Source organism: Delftia sp. WSY_12 (assembly GCF_043104645.1).
GTDB classification, from domain to species: Bacteria; Pseudomonadota; Gammaproteobacteria; order Burkholderiales; family Burkholderiaceae_C; genus Comamonas; species Comamonas tsuruhatensis.
On record NZ_JBICKW010000038.1, the window covers coordinates 83,094 to 97,302 of the forward strand.

Here is a 14,209-nt window from a genome sequence, read left to right on the forward strand (position 1 = left end):
TTTTGCAACTGGATTCAATTCATGAAAGCCTTCCCAGCCTCGGACACGGTCCGCATGCCGCGCAGCCTGGTGCTGCTGTTCGCCGCTGCCAGCGGCCTGAGCGTGGCCAATGTCTACTACGCCCAGCCGCTGCTGGAGGCGCTGGCGGCCGACTTCGGCATCAGCCATGCGGCCGTGGGCGGCGTGGTCACCGCCACGCAGGCCGGCTGCGCGCTGGCACTGCTGCTGCTGGTGCCGCTGGGCGACCGGCTGGAGCGGCGGCGGCTCATGCTTTTGCAGTTGCTGGGCCTGGTGCTGGCCCTGGCGGCAGTCAGCACCGCGCGTTCGGCCGTTCTGCTGCTGGCGGGCATGCTGGCCGTGGGCCTGCTGGGCACGGCCATGACGCAGGGGCTGATCGCCTATGCGGCCAGCGCCAGCCAGGCAAATGAGCGCGGGCGCGTGGTGGGCGCGGCCCAGGGCGGGGTTTTCATCGGCCTGCTTTTGGCGCGCGTGTTTGCCGGCGCCGTGGGTGACCTGGCTGGCTGGCGTGGCGTCTATGCCTGCTCGGCCCTGCTGATGCTGGCCCTGGCCTGGCCCCTGTGGCGGCAACTGCCCCGGCTGGCGGCGCCCTTGCATGCACCCAGCTACACGCAGCTGCTCGCCTCCATGCTCCAGCTGCTGCGCCAGGACCGCATGCTGCGCACACGCGGCATGCTGGCCCTGCTGATGTTTGCCACCTTCAACATCTTCTGGAGCGCCCTGGTCCTGCCGCTGAGCGCGCCGCCCTACAGCCTGTCGCTCACGGCCATCGGCGCCTTTGGCCTGGCCGGCGTGGTGGGTGCACTGGCCGCGGCCCGTGCCGGGCACTGGGCAGACCAGGGTTTCGCGCAGCGCACCAGCCTGGGCGCGCTGGTGATCCTGCTGCTGGCCTGGGCGCCGATTGCGCTGCTGGAACAATCGCTGTGGGCGCTGGTCGCCGGCATCGTGCTGCTGGACCTGGGCGGCCAGGCCCTGCATGTGACCAACCAGAGCCTGATCTTTCGCAGCAACCCGCAGGCCCACAGCCGGCTGGTGGGGCTGTACATGCTGTTCTATGCCGTGGGCAGCGGGCTGGGCGCGCTGATTGCCACCAACGCCTACGCGCGGTTTGGCTGGCAAGGGGTCTGCGTGGCGGGGGCGGCGTTCAGCCTGGCGGCCCTGGTGTTCTGGACCATGACGCGGGAAACGGCTGCCCAGGCCAGCGTTCCCGCCTAGACCCGGCTCACCAGCTCCGAAGGCACCCGCCCCAATGCCTTGCGGAACATGGTGGAAAATGCGCTGGGGCTGTCATAGCCCAGGTCCAGCGCCACCTGGGTGACCGATGCGCCCGCAGACAGCCGCGACACCGCTGCCAGCAGGCAGGCCTGCTGGCGCCAGGCGCCAAAGGCCATGCCTGTGTGCTGCTGGAAAAACCGGCTGAAGGTGCGCAGGCTCTTGTTCAGCGCCTGTGCCCAGTCCTGCGGCGTGGCGCGGATGCTGGGCTGGGCCAGGAACTGCTTGCACAGGGCGGCCAGCTTTTCGTCGCGGGGAATGGGCGCGAACAGCGGCAGGCTGCGGGCCGAGGCCAGCTCGTGCAGCACCAGCGTGACCAGGGCGCCGTCGCGGCCCGCTTCGTCGTACAGCGCCGGCAGGTCGGCGCAGGACAGCAGCAACTGGTGCAGCAGCGGGGTGACGACCAGGGCCTCGCAATGCACACCCGGGCGGGGCGCAGCAGCCGGTTCGATGTACAGGCTGCGCGTGCTCACGCCCTGCATGCGCACGCTGTGCGGCTTGCTGGCCGGAATCCACACGCCGCTGTAGGGCGGGATGGTCCAGGCACCGTCGTCGGTTTCCACCTCCATCAGCCCGCTCATCCCGTAGAGAAACTGGGCACGCCGGTGGCTGTGCGTGGGCAGCAGCGTGCCAGGCGTGTAGTCGGTGCCGATGGCCAGCACATCGCGCGCCACGGCGTCCACGGAATGCAGCGGGATGTTGAGCATGAGGATGTCCGGAAAACAGCCAACAGGCTTTGGCAGGAATTCAAGGATTATTGACCCATCCGCGAAAGCAGGCCAAACCGCGGCATCCTAAGGTTCAGTCCTTGCTCGTTTTTTCCAAAGGACTGTCTGTGTTCCCTCTTCTGCTGCTGGCTTTCGGTGTGCTTGCCGGCGTGACCACCGTGCTCTTCGGCTTTGGCGGCGGCTTCGTGGCCGTTCCGCTGCTTTATGCGCTGCTGACCTCCATCCACGGCGCGGACTCCGCCGTTGGCCAGGCTGCCATGCACATTGCCGTGGCCACCTCCACCTGCGTGATGATTTTTGGCGCCTCCATGGCCACGCTGCGCCAGCACCGCGCGGGCGCCCTGCCCTGGGATCAGGTGCGGCCGCTGGCCGGCTTCATCGCGGCCGGCGCCGTGGCGGGCGCGGCGGCCGCCACCTGGATCAGCGGGGAATGGGTGCGCTGGGCCTTCATCGCCTACCTGGCCCTGACCATCGCCGACGCGCTGCTGCGCCCGGGCTTCGTGCACGGCACCGCCGCCCAATTGCAGCCCATGGGCCGCAGGCCCGCCGCCATCGCAGGCTTGGCGATTGGCGCGATTGCAGCCTTCCTGGGTGTGGGCGGCAGCGTGATGACCGTGCCGCTGATGCGCCGGCGCGGCGCCAGCATGGGGGCCGCCACGGCCATGGCCAGCCCGCTGTCCCTGCCCATGGCCGTGGCGGGCACCGCTGCCTACATGCTGGCATCGCAGGGCGCGGGGCTTGGCCCCTGGCATGTGGGCTATGTGGACCTGCAGGCCTTTGCGTTGCTGACGGCCGGATCGTGGACGGGCATCAGGCTGGCAGCCCCGCTGATCGGCCGCATTCCCGATGCCCTGCATGCCAAGGCCTACCTGGCCCTGCTGGGCCTGGTGCTGCTGGTCATGATCGTGGCCTGAGCGCTGCGCTCAACCCTCCAGGAAGATCGCCTCGATCCGGGTCTCGAACACCCGGGCAATGGCGAATGCCAGCGGCAGGCTGGGGTCGTAGCGGCCCGTCTCTATGGCATTGACGGTCTGGCGCGACACGCCCAGCAGGTCCGCCAGCGCAGCCTGGCTCCAGCCGCGCTGGGCGCGCAGTTCACGGATGGTGTTTTTCATCGCCGGGCCGCCCCAAGATGAAAAGGCACCCCCTTGGGGGGCAGCGGACCTTGCACAGCAAGGGTAGCGTGGGGGTCATTTTTCATCGCAGGGCCGCCCCAAGTTGAAAAGCAAGGTTAGCGTGGGGAGCATTTTTCATCGGTAGGCGACCTTGGCGGAGCGGCTCATCGGCTGCGCAGCCAGTGGGCCACCGAGGCAGCCACCCAGAGCGCACCCATCAAGGGCCACACCATGAACATGCTGAGCTTGGGAAAACCTGCCATTTCCAGGAATCCGTAGGTGAAGGTGAGGCCCGCCGTGCCCGCCGCCGCAATCGCCAGCTGCTCCAGCATGGACTTGCGCAGGAACTCGTCGGTATCCCGCACCAGGCGCACGATGGCCCGCACGGCCAGCGCAAACGCCAGCATGGGGCTCAGCAGCAGCGCTGTGCGCAGGGCCCCGGCCTGCATGTCGGCACTGAGCAAAAGCGCCCCCACAAGCAGCGCCATGTAGAGCAGCAGCGCAAATCCCAGCTCCTTCTGGTAGCGGCGGTTGGTGACCGTTGTTTGATTCATGGAAGTCTCTCGCAATGTGTAAAGGATGCTTGACATTGTGCGATGCCATCCGCAGACATGTCAAGCAAGCTTTACATCGGTACTGAACGCCCCGCCGTACAATCGCCGCCGTTGGTGCCTGCAGCCCCAGGGGCTGCGGTTAAACGGGAAACATGGGGCGGCCAGATAAAGCCGCCCGCATGTACTGCCCCCGCAACAGTGAGTGAAACGCCGCGTGCATGGCACCGGCCCCCGCCAAACCCGTGCCACTGGGCGTACAGCCCGGGAAGGCCTTGGCGAGTGCGTCACCAGTCTGGATACCGGCCAACAGGCGGCCGGCCGCGCATGCAGCGCAGCCGGTCTTTGTGGTTTCCGTGCCGGCGGGGTCGCTGGCGCGCAACTGGCTCGCATCCATGCACACCCTCGCCCTCGCGCGCGCCCCTGGCGCCGCTCTTCGCTCGCCCTCGGCGTTCCCCGTACTGCGCACGTTGTCCGCCCTGACTGCGGCCTCGCTGCTGGCCTGCCAGGCCCATGCACAGGCACAACAGGCACAACAGGCGCAGCGGGCACAGACCTCCCAGCTCGATACCGTGGTCGTCACCGCCTCGCGCAGCGAGCAGTCCCTGCGCACCGTCACGGCCGACATGACCGTGATCGACGCCGAGACCATTGCCCGCAGCGGCGCCACGGGCGTGGCCGACCTGCTGGTGCAGGTGCCGGGCGTGCAGATCAACCGCAATGGCGGGCCGGGCCAGGTCACCTCGGTCTACCTGCGCGGCACCAGCAACCAGCACACTGCCGTGTTCATCGACGGCGTGCGCTACAGCTCGCAGGAGCTGCAGGGTGGCGCGGTCTGGTCCACCCTGCCGCTGGCGCAGATCGAGCGCATCGAAGTGCTGCGCGGCCCGGCCGCCGCCATCTATGGCTCAGACGCCATGGGCGGCGTGATCCAGATCTTCACCAAGCGGGCGGACGGCCAGACCCGCGCCTATGCCGAGGCCGGCATAGGCAACCAGGGCACCAGCAAGCTGGCCACGGGATTCCAGGGCGGGGCCAACGGCTTCACCTATGGCCTGAACCTGGCTGACGAGCGCAGCGACGGCTTTGACGTCTACCCCGGCAACACCTTCTCGCCCAACCCGGACAAGGATGGCTACAGCAACACCTCGCTGGGCCTGAACGCGGGCTACAAAACGGGCATCCACCAGATCGATGCCAGCCTGCTGCACAGCCGCCTGCGCACGCACTACGACCAGAGCCCGCCGCCTTTCGACGACTACGACGTGGTCAAGAACACCACCGGCAGCCTGCGCTGGCAGGCCGGCTGGAACGCCATCTACAAGAGCGTGGTCCAGATCTCCCATACCGACAGCCAAAGCGACCGCCACACCCAGTCGCCCGAAAGCGCCAAGGGCCGCTCCACCAACTACCTGCTGCAGAACCTGTTCACACTGGGCCAGCACCGTTTCAACATCGACCTGGAGCGCCGCGAGGACAAGCTGGACACGCAATACGCCTGGACGCAGAACACCGACAGCCGGCGCGTGCAGAACTCCCTGTCGGCCGGCTGGCGCCTGACCGAGGGCCGCCACCAGTTCGACGCCAACCTGCGTCACGACCAGGTGCGCGACCAGCAGAACAAGACCACGGGCGGCCTGGGCTACGGCCTGCAGATCGACGAGCGCTGGCGCTGGGTGGCATCGGCCGGCACGGCCTTCAGAACGCCCACGCTGTACGAGCGCTTCACGGGCCAGGCGGCGGCCGACCTCAAGCCCGAAAGCAGCACCAACGTGGAAACGGGCCTGCACTATGCGGCCGGTGCCAACCGCCTCTCGGCCGTGGTCTACCGCAACAGGTTCAAGAACCTGATCACCTACGACTGGAACAGCGCCGTTCCCTGCAACTGCTACCGCAACTGGCAAAGCGTGGAGATCACCGGCCTGACGCTGTCGGGCAGCACGCGCCTGGGCAGCGCCAATCTGGGCGCCTCGCTGGACTTCATGAACCCCGAGAACCTGGAGACCGGCAAGCTGCTGCCCTACCGCTCCAAGCGCATGCTCAAGCTCAACGCCGACACCCAGGCGGCCGGCTGGACGCTGGGCGGCGAAGCGCAGCTGTACAGCGGCCGCTACGCAGGCGAGGCCAACACCTTCAAGCTGGGCGGCTACGGCGTGGTCAACCTCTACGCCCAGCGCCAGCTGACCAGGCAATGGACGCTGCTGGCCCGTGTCAACAACATCGCTGACCGCGACTACGCCCCCACGCGCGGCTATGCGAACGCAGGCCGCACCGTGTTCGTCAGCGTGCGCTGGACTCCCCTGCCCTGACCGCCATGCACCTGCTTGTGCGCCTGCCCCGCCTTCTGCTGCTGATCGCCGCCCTGGCCTGCGCGGGCGGCGCCGTCGCGCAAAAGGCGGTGGATGCGAACCAAGGCAGCACAGGCGCGAGCACAGGCACGCCGTACACCGTCACCGACATGCGCGGGCGCCAGGTGCGCCTGGCGCGCGTGCCGCAGCGCATCGTCTCGCTGCTGCCCTCGCTGACCGAATCGCTGTGCGCGCTGGACGCCTGCGAGCGCATCGTGGGCGTGGACGAGTTCTCCAACCACCCGGCGCGCGTGGCCGCCCTGCCCAAGCTGGGCCACACTTTTGCCCCGCTGGTCGAGGCCACCGTGCGGCTCAGGCCCGACGTGGTGCTGATGGCGTATTCCGCACCCGTCATCGCGCAGCTGGAGCGCTTCGGCATTCCCGTGCTGGCACTGGACGCCAACGACATGGCGCAGTTGGAGCAGGTACTGCACAAGCTCGACCAGCTGCTGCAGGTGCAGCGCGCCAACGCCCTGCTGGCGCGCATGCAGGCCGAGGTGGACCAGCAGGCCAAGGCGCTGGCGGCGCTCACGCCCGCCGGGCAGAAGGTGTATTTCGAGGTGGACGCCACGCCTTATGCGGCAGGGCCGGACTCCTTCATAGGCCAGCTGCTGCAGCGCCTGGGCGCGCGCAATGTGCTGCCGCCCAACCTGGGCCCTTTTCCGCGAATCACGCCCGAATACGTGCTGCGCCAGCAGCCGGAACTCATCATCCACACGCCGCAGACGCCATCGGCCAGCTTTGCCACCCGCCCCGGCTGGAGCCGCATGCCCGCCGTGCGCTCCGGCCGCATCTGCGCGCTGGACCTGGTCGAAACAGACGTGGTCTCCCGCCCCGGCCCGCGCCTGGGGGAGGCGGCGCGGGCGCTGGCCCGCTGCCTGGAGATGCCCGGCGCAGCGCAGCGTTGACTTCTCTGGCCTGATTGACCCGCTTGGCCGATGGCCCTGCCTACTCCAGCACCACGGCCGTGCCGCTGGCAGACACCATCAACATGCCGTTGCCCTGGCCCAGCACTTCGTAATCCAGGTCCACCCCCACCACGGCATTCGCGCCCAGTTCCTGGGCGCGTTCCTCCAGCTCCTTGAGCGCAATCTCGCGCGCCCGCTGCAGCTCGCGCTCATAGGTGGCCGACCGCCCGCCCACGATGTCGCGCAGCCCGGCAAACAAGTCCTTGAACACATTGGCGCCCAAAATTGCCTCGCCCGCGACCACGCCGCAGTAGCGGGTGATGCGGCGGCCTTCGATCTGGGGGGTGGTGGTGATGATCATTGAAGCTCCTGGGTGTTGGTGATGGGAGTGTCGAGCTTTCGCCACTCGGCCGGACTAGCTGTGAACCGTCAAGCGATTGTTTGGAGATTTGATCCTAGACACGGAGCGACTTGGCCGCTGCTGCGGTGCAGTCTGTGCCAGTTGTAATGATGCTGTCAGCTCGCCAGGGCATTGGTCCGCTCAGCCGAGTTCTGGCACGTCCATCCATCGGACTTGCCTACTATCGCTGCCCGCGTCTGTTCAAGCCCCATCACCACCCGCCCTCTTGCCTTTCCGGATTTGATCGCCACCGGCAGCCGGCTCAACCAATGCCCGTTTGGCCCCAGCGACGTGACGCGCAGGTTGGACAACTGGCGCGATGTGGGCAAGGGTTTCATGGAAAGTACACGAATGCACTCATCGAGCTGAGCCGCAGAGGAAAAACGCAGTACATGCGCCCCGAACTCCACACAGAGAACGGCAAAGCCCTTGTGGGGAATGTGAGCAGGTGCCGAGGGCAGGTAACGGCTGGCGCGGCACCAGAGCCCAACCTCTTGCTCGACATGCACCCAGTAGGCCATGGGTTCGGCACGCCAGTCCTCAACGAATTCGATCCAATGGCGGGGCGCTGGCACAGGCCGTCTCCTTCAGAGGTATTCAAGAGGCGGATTGTGTCGCAAAGTACGGCGCGATTTGCCTTGGTGCCCGCCATCACGCCGGGCCGTAGATGGCCCAAGTACTTACATTCACGGTTCCGGCACACAGTCGCCAGTATTCATGGCAGGACCATCCCATGCGCACCAATGAGTCAAAAATCCTGGCGAAAGCCATATACGAGATCCGTCTTCTCCTGAGCGGATATCTGGGGAGCAACGTGGATGCGGATCCGAGCGTACGGATCGCAGCGCACCTGGCCTATGCCCTGCACAACGATGCATTGGCCGTGCTGGAGGGAAATGGCTTCAGCGCCGACGAAGCGCTGAAGCGGGTGGCGGCCGTGGACTCGCTTCTAGGAGTCGAAGCGGGGAGTGAATTCGTCCGCAGCTTGGAAGCTTAGGGCTGCCTTGCCAGGCCGGTACAACGCGGGATATTCCATCTGGCGTGATCGCTGCGGCCGTGCCGTGCCGGGTGGTGCGGGCGCGAGCCACCGAGGATAGGGCCGTCCTTTTCATGCCTGGCGCAGCTTCCACATGACGGCAGCAGTGCCCCATGCCTTCCTCGCCTGCCTTTTGTCGCCCGGCATGACCCTGAAGACAGGCATGTCTCGCCCGAACAGCCCCATAATCTGGCTTCAAAAATTTCGCACCCCTATGACACAGTCCCTCAAAGAACTCCTTGCGGCCAAGGCCGCGCTGGACATGGAAATTGCCAAGGCCCGCACCTCGGCGGCCGACGCTGCCCTGTCCAAGGTCCAGAAGCTGGTGACCGATTTCGGATTCACCCAGCAGCAAGTGTTCCCCTACATCCCAGCAAAAACCAGCGCACCGGCGAAGTATCGCGATCCGTCTACAGGAGCAACGTGGACAGGTCGCGGCAAGCCTCCGAACTGGATCAAGGACCAGGATCGCGACGACTTCCTCATCGAACGCAAACCCGAGGCGGCCCAAGGCCCGTTCCTCGCAGAAATGGCGGCAGCGGCAGCTCGCAACTGAAGGCGCTGCACACGGCGGCACGCAGGATGCCGTGCGGTGCGGTGCGGTTCCGATGCGAAGGAATCTGTGCCGTCCGAAAAAAAGCCCTCTGAGCATTCAGCGGGCTTTTTTTCCGGCCAGGCGCCGGCAGCGTAGTCACTGCCGGCATCTTCCGAGTGCGTGCATCGCGCTCCGGCAGGGGGAGCAGCCGGGTCTTTGCGGCACCGCCAGCCCTCAGGCGTGGCTGACGGGGCAGCTGCCTGCCTTGCCCATGATGCTGTCCGCGGGCGCCTGCGCGCGGTCATTCAGGCCGTAGTCGCGCAGCACCTGGGTGACGCGCACGCGGTAGTCCTTGAAGATCTTGTCGCGGCCGGCGCGCTGGGCGCTGAGGTGGGCTTCCACGTTGCGCCACTGGACGACGGCTTCCTCGTCGCGCCAGGTGGTGACGGACATGACTTTCTCGGGGTTGAGCGTGCTCTGGAAGCATTCCACGGAGATGAATCCCTCCATGGGCTTGAGCATGGGGGTGAGCTTGTTGACCAGGTCCACATAGGTCTGGTTCTGGCCGGGCAAGGCCTGCAGTTCGAACAGTACGACAACCATCTTCAACTCTCCTTTTTTTCGGGAACAGAGATTCCGGCGCCGCGCAGCGGCGGCTCCGGCGTGGGGGAAATGGGTGAATGGGCAGCGCCGCAGGTTCAGCGGCTGCGCTCCAGGTGGGCCAGCCAGGCGGCCAGCACATCGCGCGCGGCCAGCGCCAGCAGGCCGCCGTATTTCTGGGCATCGGCACGCAGGGTGCGCGGGTCCACCTTGGCCATGCCGAGCTCACAGGCATGGCCGACCAGCCAGCGCTCCAGCCGGGCCGCGTCGGCCTCCAGATGGAATTGCAGGCCCAGCACCTGCGAGCCGACTGCGAAGGCCTGGTTGGCGCCGATGGCGGTGCCGGCCAGGTGCACGGCGCCTTCGGGAATGTCGAACTGGTCGCCATGCCAATGGAGCACGGGCACGCCGTCCAGCCTGGACAGGGGCGAGGCCAGGCCGGCGTCGGTGAGCGTGAGCGGCGAGAAGCCGATTTCCTTGACGCCCAGCGGGTAGACCCTGGCGCCCAGCGCGCGCGCAATGAGCTGCGCGCCCAGGCAGATGCCCAGCAGCGGCTTGCCGCTGTCCAGCCAGCGGCGCACGGCCGCCAGCTCCTGGGCGACGAAGGGATAAAGCGCCTCGTCATGGGCACCTATGGGGCCGCCCAGCACGACGAGCAGGTCGGCACGGCCCAGGTCCAGGGTGTCAAGCTCGCCGATGCTGGGATCGACGTACTGCACTTCGTAGCCGCGGCTGGCGAACTCGGCATGCAGGGTGCCCAGGTCTTCGAAGTGGATGTGGCGCAGCGCGATGGCTTTTTTCATGGGAGGAACTCAGGTGGATACAGGAGGGTGGCTTGGAACGTGCGGAGCCCGTCAGGCGCCGGGCTTGAGATCGACGTGGATATGGCCTGCCGAGGGGAAGGTGCAGCAGGCCAAGGCATAGCCGGCTTCCTTTTCCCTGTCGCTGAGGCAAAAGTCCGCCTCCAGCCGTGAACTGCCTCCCGTGATGCGGATGCGGCAGCTGCCGCAGATGCCGGCCCGGCACTGGCTGCGGATGGCAATGCCCACGCCTTCCAGGATCTCCAGCAGGCTTTTGCCGGACGCGGCTTCGACAATCTGCCCGCTGTGCGCGATCTGCAGCTGGCATGCCTGCGCGGTCTCGCCTGGCTGGGCGGTGGATGCGGCAGGCGGCGTGAAGGCCTCGATGTGCTGTATGGCACCGGGAAAGCAGGCCCGCGCATGCTCGCGAAAGGTCTGCGCAAAGGCGTGGCCGCCACAGATGACGACGGCCTGGGGCTGGCCCAGCGCCAGCAGGGACTGCTGCGAGGGGCGGCCCGGCACGAAGGGGCCGTGGGCGGCAATGTCTTCACGCGTGATGTGGATACGCAGGTCGAACCAGGGGGCCGTTTCGCACAGCTGCTGCAGCTCCTGCAGGAACGGAATGTCGGCCATGCGCGCAAAGCACAGCAGCAGCGTGGTGCGGGGCACGCGCTGGCCCTGCTGGCGCAGCCGGTCCAGTTCGCGCAGCAGCGCCAGCGGCAAGGTCAGGCCGATGCCGCCGGCCAGCATGACCAGGGAGTCCAGGCCCAGCACCAGGTCGGCCGTGATGTCGCCGGCCACGCCGCCCAGCGGCAGCGTGGAGCCTGCGCGCAGCACCGCATGCATGTGGTCGGAGACGCTGCCCCGGCCCGAGCTTTTGACGGCAATGTCGAACTGGCCGGCGCCGTCGTGCTCGCTGCAGGGCTCGTAGCGGGTGATGGAGTACAGGCGCTGCTGCATGGTGCCACTGGCGTCGGCATGCTCGATGGCCACATGCCGGCCGGGCCGCAGGCCGCCGAGGAATTGCGCCGAGGCGCCCTGCACGCGCAGGGTGTAGACCATGACGCCGCCCGCCTCTGCCCGTGCAGCGGCGCAGCGCGCGAGCATGCTGCCTGCCTGGAGGGCGGCGCTCATGCCTGCATCTCCTCGAGGACCGACGACACCAGCGCCACGCTGCCGCCCAGGTTGCGGCCCGCCAGGCCGATGCGGTCGATCAGGCTTTGCACCGAGTCGGTGTAGACGCCGATCTCGTTGCTGTCGCCCACGTCGTGCAGGATGTCGCGCGCATGCGGCATGCCGACCATGGTGAAGACGGTGGACCAGGCGCCCAGTTCGTTGTTGGCGAACATCTGCACGGTCTTGAGGATGATGGAGCGCAGGTAGCTGCGCTCGCGGTTGCTCAGGCCCTGGACGATGTCGGTGGCCACCGAGCTGAAGACGCTGGAGTGGCTCCATTCGTCCACGGCGTGGGTGCGCGTGACCTCGTGGCAGATGGGCTGGATGCTGCGGTCCTCGGCCATGGTCTTGAGGTAGTCGGTGATCAGGGTCTCGCTGGCGCAGGCAATGGCGAAGCGCGCCAGGCGGCGCTCCCATTCCGCGCCGCACTGCGCCAGCACGCCGTTGCGCCAGCCGACGAGGTTGAAGTCCGCGTAGTCCAGCGGCGCCAGGCCGCGCATCTCGTAGATGTAGTTGCAGGCCATGATGGACATGCGGGTGTGCAGGGCCTCGTCCAGCAGGGCCTGGGACATGACGTCCTGCAGCAGCGCACGGTTGGCGCTGGGCGGCGGGGTCTTGATGATGTCCTCGCAGGCCGGCGTGACCACGTTGCACTCGATGTAGATGGTCTTGAGGTTGTAGATGCCCCAGGCGTAGGACAGGCATTGGTCGCGCAGGTGCTGTGGCGCCTCCACCCATGCCTGGTGATCGCGAAACGGCAGCAGCGAGGCGGTGAAGTCCTGCCGGGCGGGGTCGAACGCCAAGCCGCAGTAATCAGGCAGGTCCTGATTCACGGCCGCTCTTGACTTCCAGAGCAGGGACAGCTTTTTGAGCGCATCGCGCACGGCGTCATCTGTCCGAGAGATATCGAGATTCATTTTTCAACTCCGTGTGATTGAACTTGATTGATCTGAGTCAAATCGCCTATTCCCTCCCCCCGCTTTCTCCATCTGCCGCAATCACCAATGGCGACGCAAATGGCACCGCAAATGGCACTGCAATTGACGCTGCAGATGGCAGATACGTTGTCATGGATTTCTTCACTCTGTCATATTCCACCTTGAATCAATCTGCCCGACTGCAGATTGCGGATGATTCCTGGCGGTATTGGATCTCATGACTTTCAACGTCTGGCGGCGAATTCTATGGAGAGAGCGTGGATTCAAACAGACCTATTTTCGTCAATGAACCAGACCGCTTTTTTCAACGGTTTACATTGGCATGCCACCTTAATTGGTCTGCTCACCCGCTCAAACATGGTCGGAATCAAGGCCGCTGCACTTTGTAGACTGCCCATTACCGATGCGTCCTGGTTTCCAAATCCTTCCATAACCCGGGCGCTGCCGATTCCCGTGCTTCAGCGCCTCCAAGACAGCCAATGCGACATGGACGATTTATCGCTCCCCAGAATCAATTCCCTGGAACTCCAACACGCGGACAGCGAGGCCTGGGACGCCATAGCGGCCGAGCGGACACGGCAGGCGCGTTCGATTGAATTGATTGCCTCTGAAAACTTCGTGAGCCGCGCGGTGATGGAGGCGCAGGGCTCGGTGCTGACCAACAAATACGCCGAGGGCTATCCGGGCGTGCGCTACTACGGCGGCTGCGCCAATGCCGATGCCGTGGAGAACCTGGCCATTGCGCGTGCCAAGGCGCTGTTCGGCTGCGCGCACGCCAACGTGCAGCCGCACTCGGGCAGCCAGGCCAACCAGGGCGTGTACCTGGCGTTCCTGGAGCCCGGCGACAAGATCATGGGGCTGGACCTGCGCTCGGGCGGGCACCTGACGCATGGCTCCAGCGTGAGCGTGTCGGGCAAGTGGTTCCAGTCCATCAGCTACGAGGTGGACGCCCGCTCCCAACTCATCGACATGGACCAGGTGCGGCGCATTGCGCTGAAGGAGCGGCCCAGGCTCATCATTGCCGGAGGCTCGGCCTATTCACGGCAGATGGACTGGGCCGAGTTCCGGCGCATTGCCGACCGGGTGGGCGCCATCTTCATGGCCGACATCGCGCACGTGGCGGGGCTGGTGGCCGCGGGCGTGTTCCCCTCGCCCGTGGAGCACGCCCATGTGACCACGACCACCACGCACAAGACGCTGCGCGGGCCGCGCGGCGGCATGATCCTCTCGGCCGACGCCGAGATCGCCAGGCGCATAGACGCCGCCGTGTTTCCGGGCCTGCAGTCCGGGCCGCTGATGCATGTGGTGGCGGCCAAGGCGGTGGCGCTGGGCGAGGCGCTCAAGCCCGCCTTCCGTACCTATGCGCGGGCCGTGGTGGACAACGCCCGCGTGCTGTGCGACCGGCTGTCGCAGGGCGGGCTGTCCGTGGTGTCCGCAGGCACGGACTGCCATCTGGGCGTGATCGACCTGCGCCCCTGGGAGCTGACGGGCAAGGCCGCCGAAACGGCGCTGGAGCAGATCGGCATCACGGTCAACAAGAACGCCGTGCCCGGCGATGGCGCGCGGCCACTGGTGACCTCGGGCATCCGCGTGGGCAGCGCGGCCTGCACCACGCGCGGCATGGGCGCCGACGAGTTCCGCGAGATCGGCGACATGATTCTTGCCACGCTGGGCGGCATACGCAGCGGCACCATGAACGCGCGCACGCTCAAGTCCATCCACGAAGGCGTGTCCGACCTGACCGCGCGCTTTCCCCTGCCCTACTGAGGCATGCAGCGTCCGGC

The 14,209-nt window shown here is 66.7% G+C and carries 16 protein-coding genes and 1 riboswitch; of the genes, 7 read left to right on the plus strand and 9 right to left on the minus strand.

The genetic code is table 11. The features are described 5' to 3' along the window. Positions 1-21: 21 nt before the first annotated feature. Positions 22-1,233, plus strand: coding sequence for an MFS transporter (locus ACF8LI_RS22230; RefSeq protein WP_392414140.1), 1,212 nt, complete (start codon positions 22-24; stop codon positions 1,231-1,233). On the opposite strand, the gene ACF8LI_RS22235 is transcribed toward ACF8LI_RS22230, so the two are convergent. Next, positions 1,230-1,997 (minus strand): helix-turn-helix domain-containing protein, encoded by a 768-nt coding sequence (locus ACF8LI_RS22235; RefSeq protein WP_013802455.1) that lies wholly within the window; start codon positions 1,995-1,997, stop codon positions 1,230-1,232. The two genes, ACF8LI_RS22230 and ACF8LI_RS22235, sit on opposite strands and share 4 nt — an antisense overlap. 128 nt (positions 1,998-2,125) lie before the next feature. On the opposite strand from ACF8LI_RS22235, the gene ACF8LI_RS22240 reads away from it, so the two are divergent. Then, on the plus strand, positions 2,126-2,932 hold the full coding sequence (locus tag ACF8LI_RS22240) for a sulfite exporter TauE/SafE family protein (RefSeq protein ID WP_392414141.1): 807 nt from the start codon (positions 2,126-2,128) through the stop codon (positions 2,930-2,932). Positions 2,933-2,941: 9 nt separating this feature from the next. On the opposite strand, the gene ACF8LI_RS22245 is transcribed toward ACF8LI_RS22240, so the two are convergent. Both ACF8LI_RS22245 and ACF8LI_RS22250 read right to left on the minus strand, forming a co-directional pair. After that, positions 2,942-3,133, minus strand: a complete 192-nt coding sequence (locus tag ACF8LI_RS22245; RefSeq protein WP_392414142.1) for a helix-turn-helix transcriptional regulator — start codon at positions 3,131-3,133, stop codon at positions 2,942-2,944. 164 nt (positions 3,134-3,297) lie between these two features. After that, a complete protein-coding gene (locus ACF8LI_RS22250) occupies positions 3,298-3,687 on the minus strand; it encodes a hypothetical protein (RefSeq protein ID WP_017406629.1) in 390 nt (129 codons plus the stop codon). 95 nt (positions 3,688-3,782) lie between these two features. Beyond that, positions 3,783-4,010: riboswitch (cobalamin riboswitch) on the plus strand. Positions 4,011-4,079: 69 nt separating this feature from the next. Between ACF8LI_RS22250 and ACF8LI_RS22255 the strand changes: the two genes are divergently transcribed. Both ACF8LI_RS22255 and ACF8LI_RS22260 read left to right on the plus strand, forming a co-directional pair. Beyond that, complete coding sequence (locus ACF8LI_RS22255; protein ID WP_392414143.1) at positions 4,080-5,993, plus strand: TonB-dependent receptor domain-containing protein; 1,914 nt, start codon at positions 4,080-4,082, stop codon at positions 5,991-5,993. Positions 5,994-5,998: 5 nt separating this feature from the next. After that, positions 5,999-6,940, plus strand: a complete 942-nt coding sequence (locus ACF8LI_RS22260; protein WP_392414144.1) for an ABC transporter substrate-binding protein — start codon at positions 5,999-6,001, stop codon at positions 6,938-6,940. Positions 6,941-6,980: 40 nt separating this feature from the next. On the opposite strand, the gene ACF8LI_RS22265 is transcribed toward ACF8LI_RS22260, so the two are convergent. After that, positions 6,981-7,301, minus strand: coding sequence for a heavy metal-binding domain-containing protein (locus ACF8LI_RS22265; protein WP_012205554.1), 321 nt, complete (start codon positions 7,299-7,301; stop codon positions 6,981-6,983). Between the two features lie 155 nt (positions 7,302-7,456). Then, positions 7,457-7,915: a hypothetical protein gene (locus tag ACF8LI_RS22270; protein WP_151020012.1), complete on the minus strand. Its 459-nt coding sequence runs from the start codon at positions 7,913-7,915 to the stop codon at positions 7,457-7,459. Between the two features lie 158 nt (positions 7,916-8,073). Between ACF8LI_RS22270 and ACF8LI_RS22275 the strand changes: the two genes are divergently transcribed. Together ACF8LI_RS22275 and ACF8LI_RS22280 are read left to right on the plus strand one after the other, a co-directional pair. After that, complete coding sequence (locus tag ACF8LI_RS22275) at positions 8,074-8,337, plus strand: hypothetical protein (protein WP_034367556.1); 264 nt, start codon at positions 8,074-8,076, stop codon at positions 8,335-8,337. A gap of 253 nt (positions 8,338-8,590) precedes the next feature. Next, entirely contained in the window at positions 8,591-8,932 is a 342-nt protein-coding gene (locus tag ACF8LI_RS22280) for an H-NS family nucleoid-associated regulatory protein (protein WP_016446025.1), read from the plus strand. Positions 8,933-9,145: 213 nt separating this feature from the next. Here the strand turns inward: ACF8LI_RS22280 and ACF8LI_RS22285 are convergent, their stop codons facing one another. From ACF8LI_RS22285 to ACF8LI_RS22300, 4 genes are all read right to left on the minus strand, one after another. Further along, complete coding sequence (locus ACF8LI_RS22285) at positions 9,146-9,514, minus strand: antibiotic biosynthesis monooxygenase (RefSeq protein ID WP_012205544.1); 369 nt, start codon at positions 9,512-9,514, stop codon at positions 9,146-9,148. 95 nt (positions 9,515-9,609) lie between these two features. Beyond that, on the minus strand, positions 9,610-10,314 hold the full coding sequence (locus ACF8LI_RS22290) for a glutamine amidotransferase (protein WP_392414145.1): 705 nt from the start codon (positions 10,312-10,314) through the stop codon (positions 9,610-9,612). Between the two features lie 51 nt (positions 10,315-10,365). After that, positions 10,366-11,445 (minus strand): 2Fe-2S iron-sulfur cluster-binding protein, encoded by a 1,080-nt coding sequence (locus tag ACF8LI_RS22295; protein WP_046238948.1) that lies wholly within the window; start codon positions 11,443-11,445, stop codon positions 10,366-10,368. Beyond that, positions 11,442-12,404, minus strand: a complete 963-nt coding sequence (locus ACF8LI_RS22300) for a diiron oxygenase (RefSeq protein ID WP_012205541.1) — start codon at positions 12,402-12,404, stop codon at positions 11,442-11,444. Before ACF8LI_RS22300 ends, ACF8LI_RS22295 begins: the two co-directional genes overlap by 4 nt. Before the next feature lie 507 nt (positions 12,405-12,911). Here ACF8LI_RS22300 and ACF8LI_RS22305 point away from each other — a divergent pair. Continuing rightward, on the plus strand, positions 12,912-14,192 hold the full coding sequence (locus ACF8LI_RS22305) for a serine hydroxymethyltransferase (RefSeq protein WP_191625561.1): 1,281 nt from the start codon (positions 12,912-12,914) through the stop codon (positions 14,190-14,192). Positions 14,193-14,209: the final 17 nt, after the last annotated feature.

What these genes read in the sequence shown, in the direction of transcription:
- ACF8LI_RS22255 (WP_392414143.1), top strand. Translation starts at nt 4,080, where the DNA reads ATGCACACCCTCGCCCTCGCGCGCGCCCCTGGCGCCGCTCTTCGCTCG.
- ACF8LI_RS22230 (WP_392414140.1), top strand. Translation starts at nt 22, where the DNA reads ATGAAAGCCTTCCCAGCCTCGGACACGGTCCGCATGCCGCGCAGCCTG.
- ACF8LI_RS22300 (WP_012205541.1), bottom strand. Translation starts at nt 12,404, where the DNA reads ATGAATCTCGATATCTCTCGGACAGATGACGCCGTGCGCGATGCGCTC.
- ACF8LI_RS22250 (WP_017406629.1), bottom strand. Translation starts at nt 3,687, where the DNA reads ATGAATCAAACAACGGTCACCAACCGCCGCTACCAGAAGGAGCTGGGA.
- ACF8LI_RS22275 (WP_034367556.1), top strand. Translation starts at nt 8,074, where the DNA reads ATGCGCACCAATGAGTCAAAAATCCTGGCGAAAGCCATATACGAGATC.
- ACF8LI_RS22290 (WP_392414145.1), bottom strand. Translation starts at nt 10,314, where the DNA reads ATGAAAAAAGCCATCGCGCTGCGCCACATCCACTTCGAAGACCTGGGC.
- ACF8LI_RS22235 (WP_013802455.1), bottom strand. Translation starts at nt 1,997, where the DNA reads ATGCTCAACATCCCGCTGCATTCCGTGGACGCCGTGGCGCGCGATGTG.
- ACF8LI_RS22265 (WP_012205554.1), bottom strand. Translation starts at nt 7,301, where the DNA reads ATGATCATCACCACCACCCCCCAGATCGAAGGCCGCCGCATCACCCGC.
- ACF8LI_RS22295 (WP_046238948.1), bottom strand. Translation starts at nt 11,445, where the DNA reads ATGAGCGCCGCCCTCCAGGCAGGCAGCATGCTCGCGCGCTGCGCCGCT.
- ACF8LI_RS22285 (WP_012205544.1), bottom strand. Translation starts at nt 9,514, where the DNA reads ATGGTTGTCGTACTGTTCGAACTGCAGGCCTTGCCCGGCCAGAACCAG.
- ACF8LI_RS22305 (WP_191625561.1), top strand. Translation starts at nt 12,912, where the DNA reads ATGGACGATTTATCGCTCCCCAGAATCAATTCCCTGGAACTCCAACAC.
- ACF8LI_RS22245 (WP_392414142.1), bottom strand. Translation starts at nt 3,133, where the DNA reads ATGAAAAACACCATCCGTGAACTGCGCGCCCAGCGCGGCTGGAGCCAG.
- ACF8LI_RS22260 (WP_392414144.1), top strand. Translation starts at nt 5,999, where the DNA reads ATGCACCTGCTTGTGCGCCTGCCCCGCCTTCTGCTGCTGATCGCCGCC.
- ACF8LI_RS22280 (WP_016446025.1), top strand. Translation starts at nt 8,591, where the DNA reads ATGACACAGTCCCTCAAAGAACTCCTTGCGGCCAAGGCCGCGCTGGAC.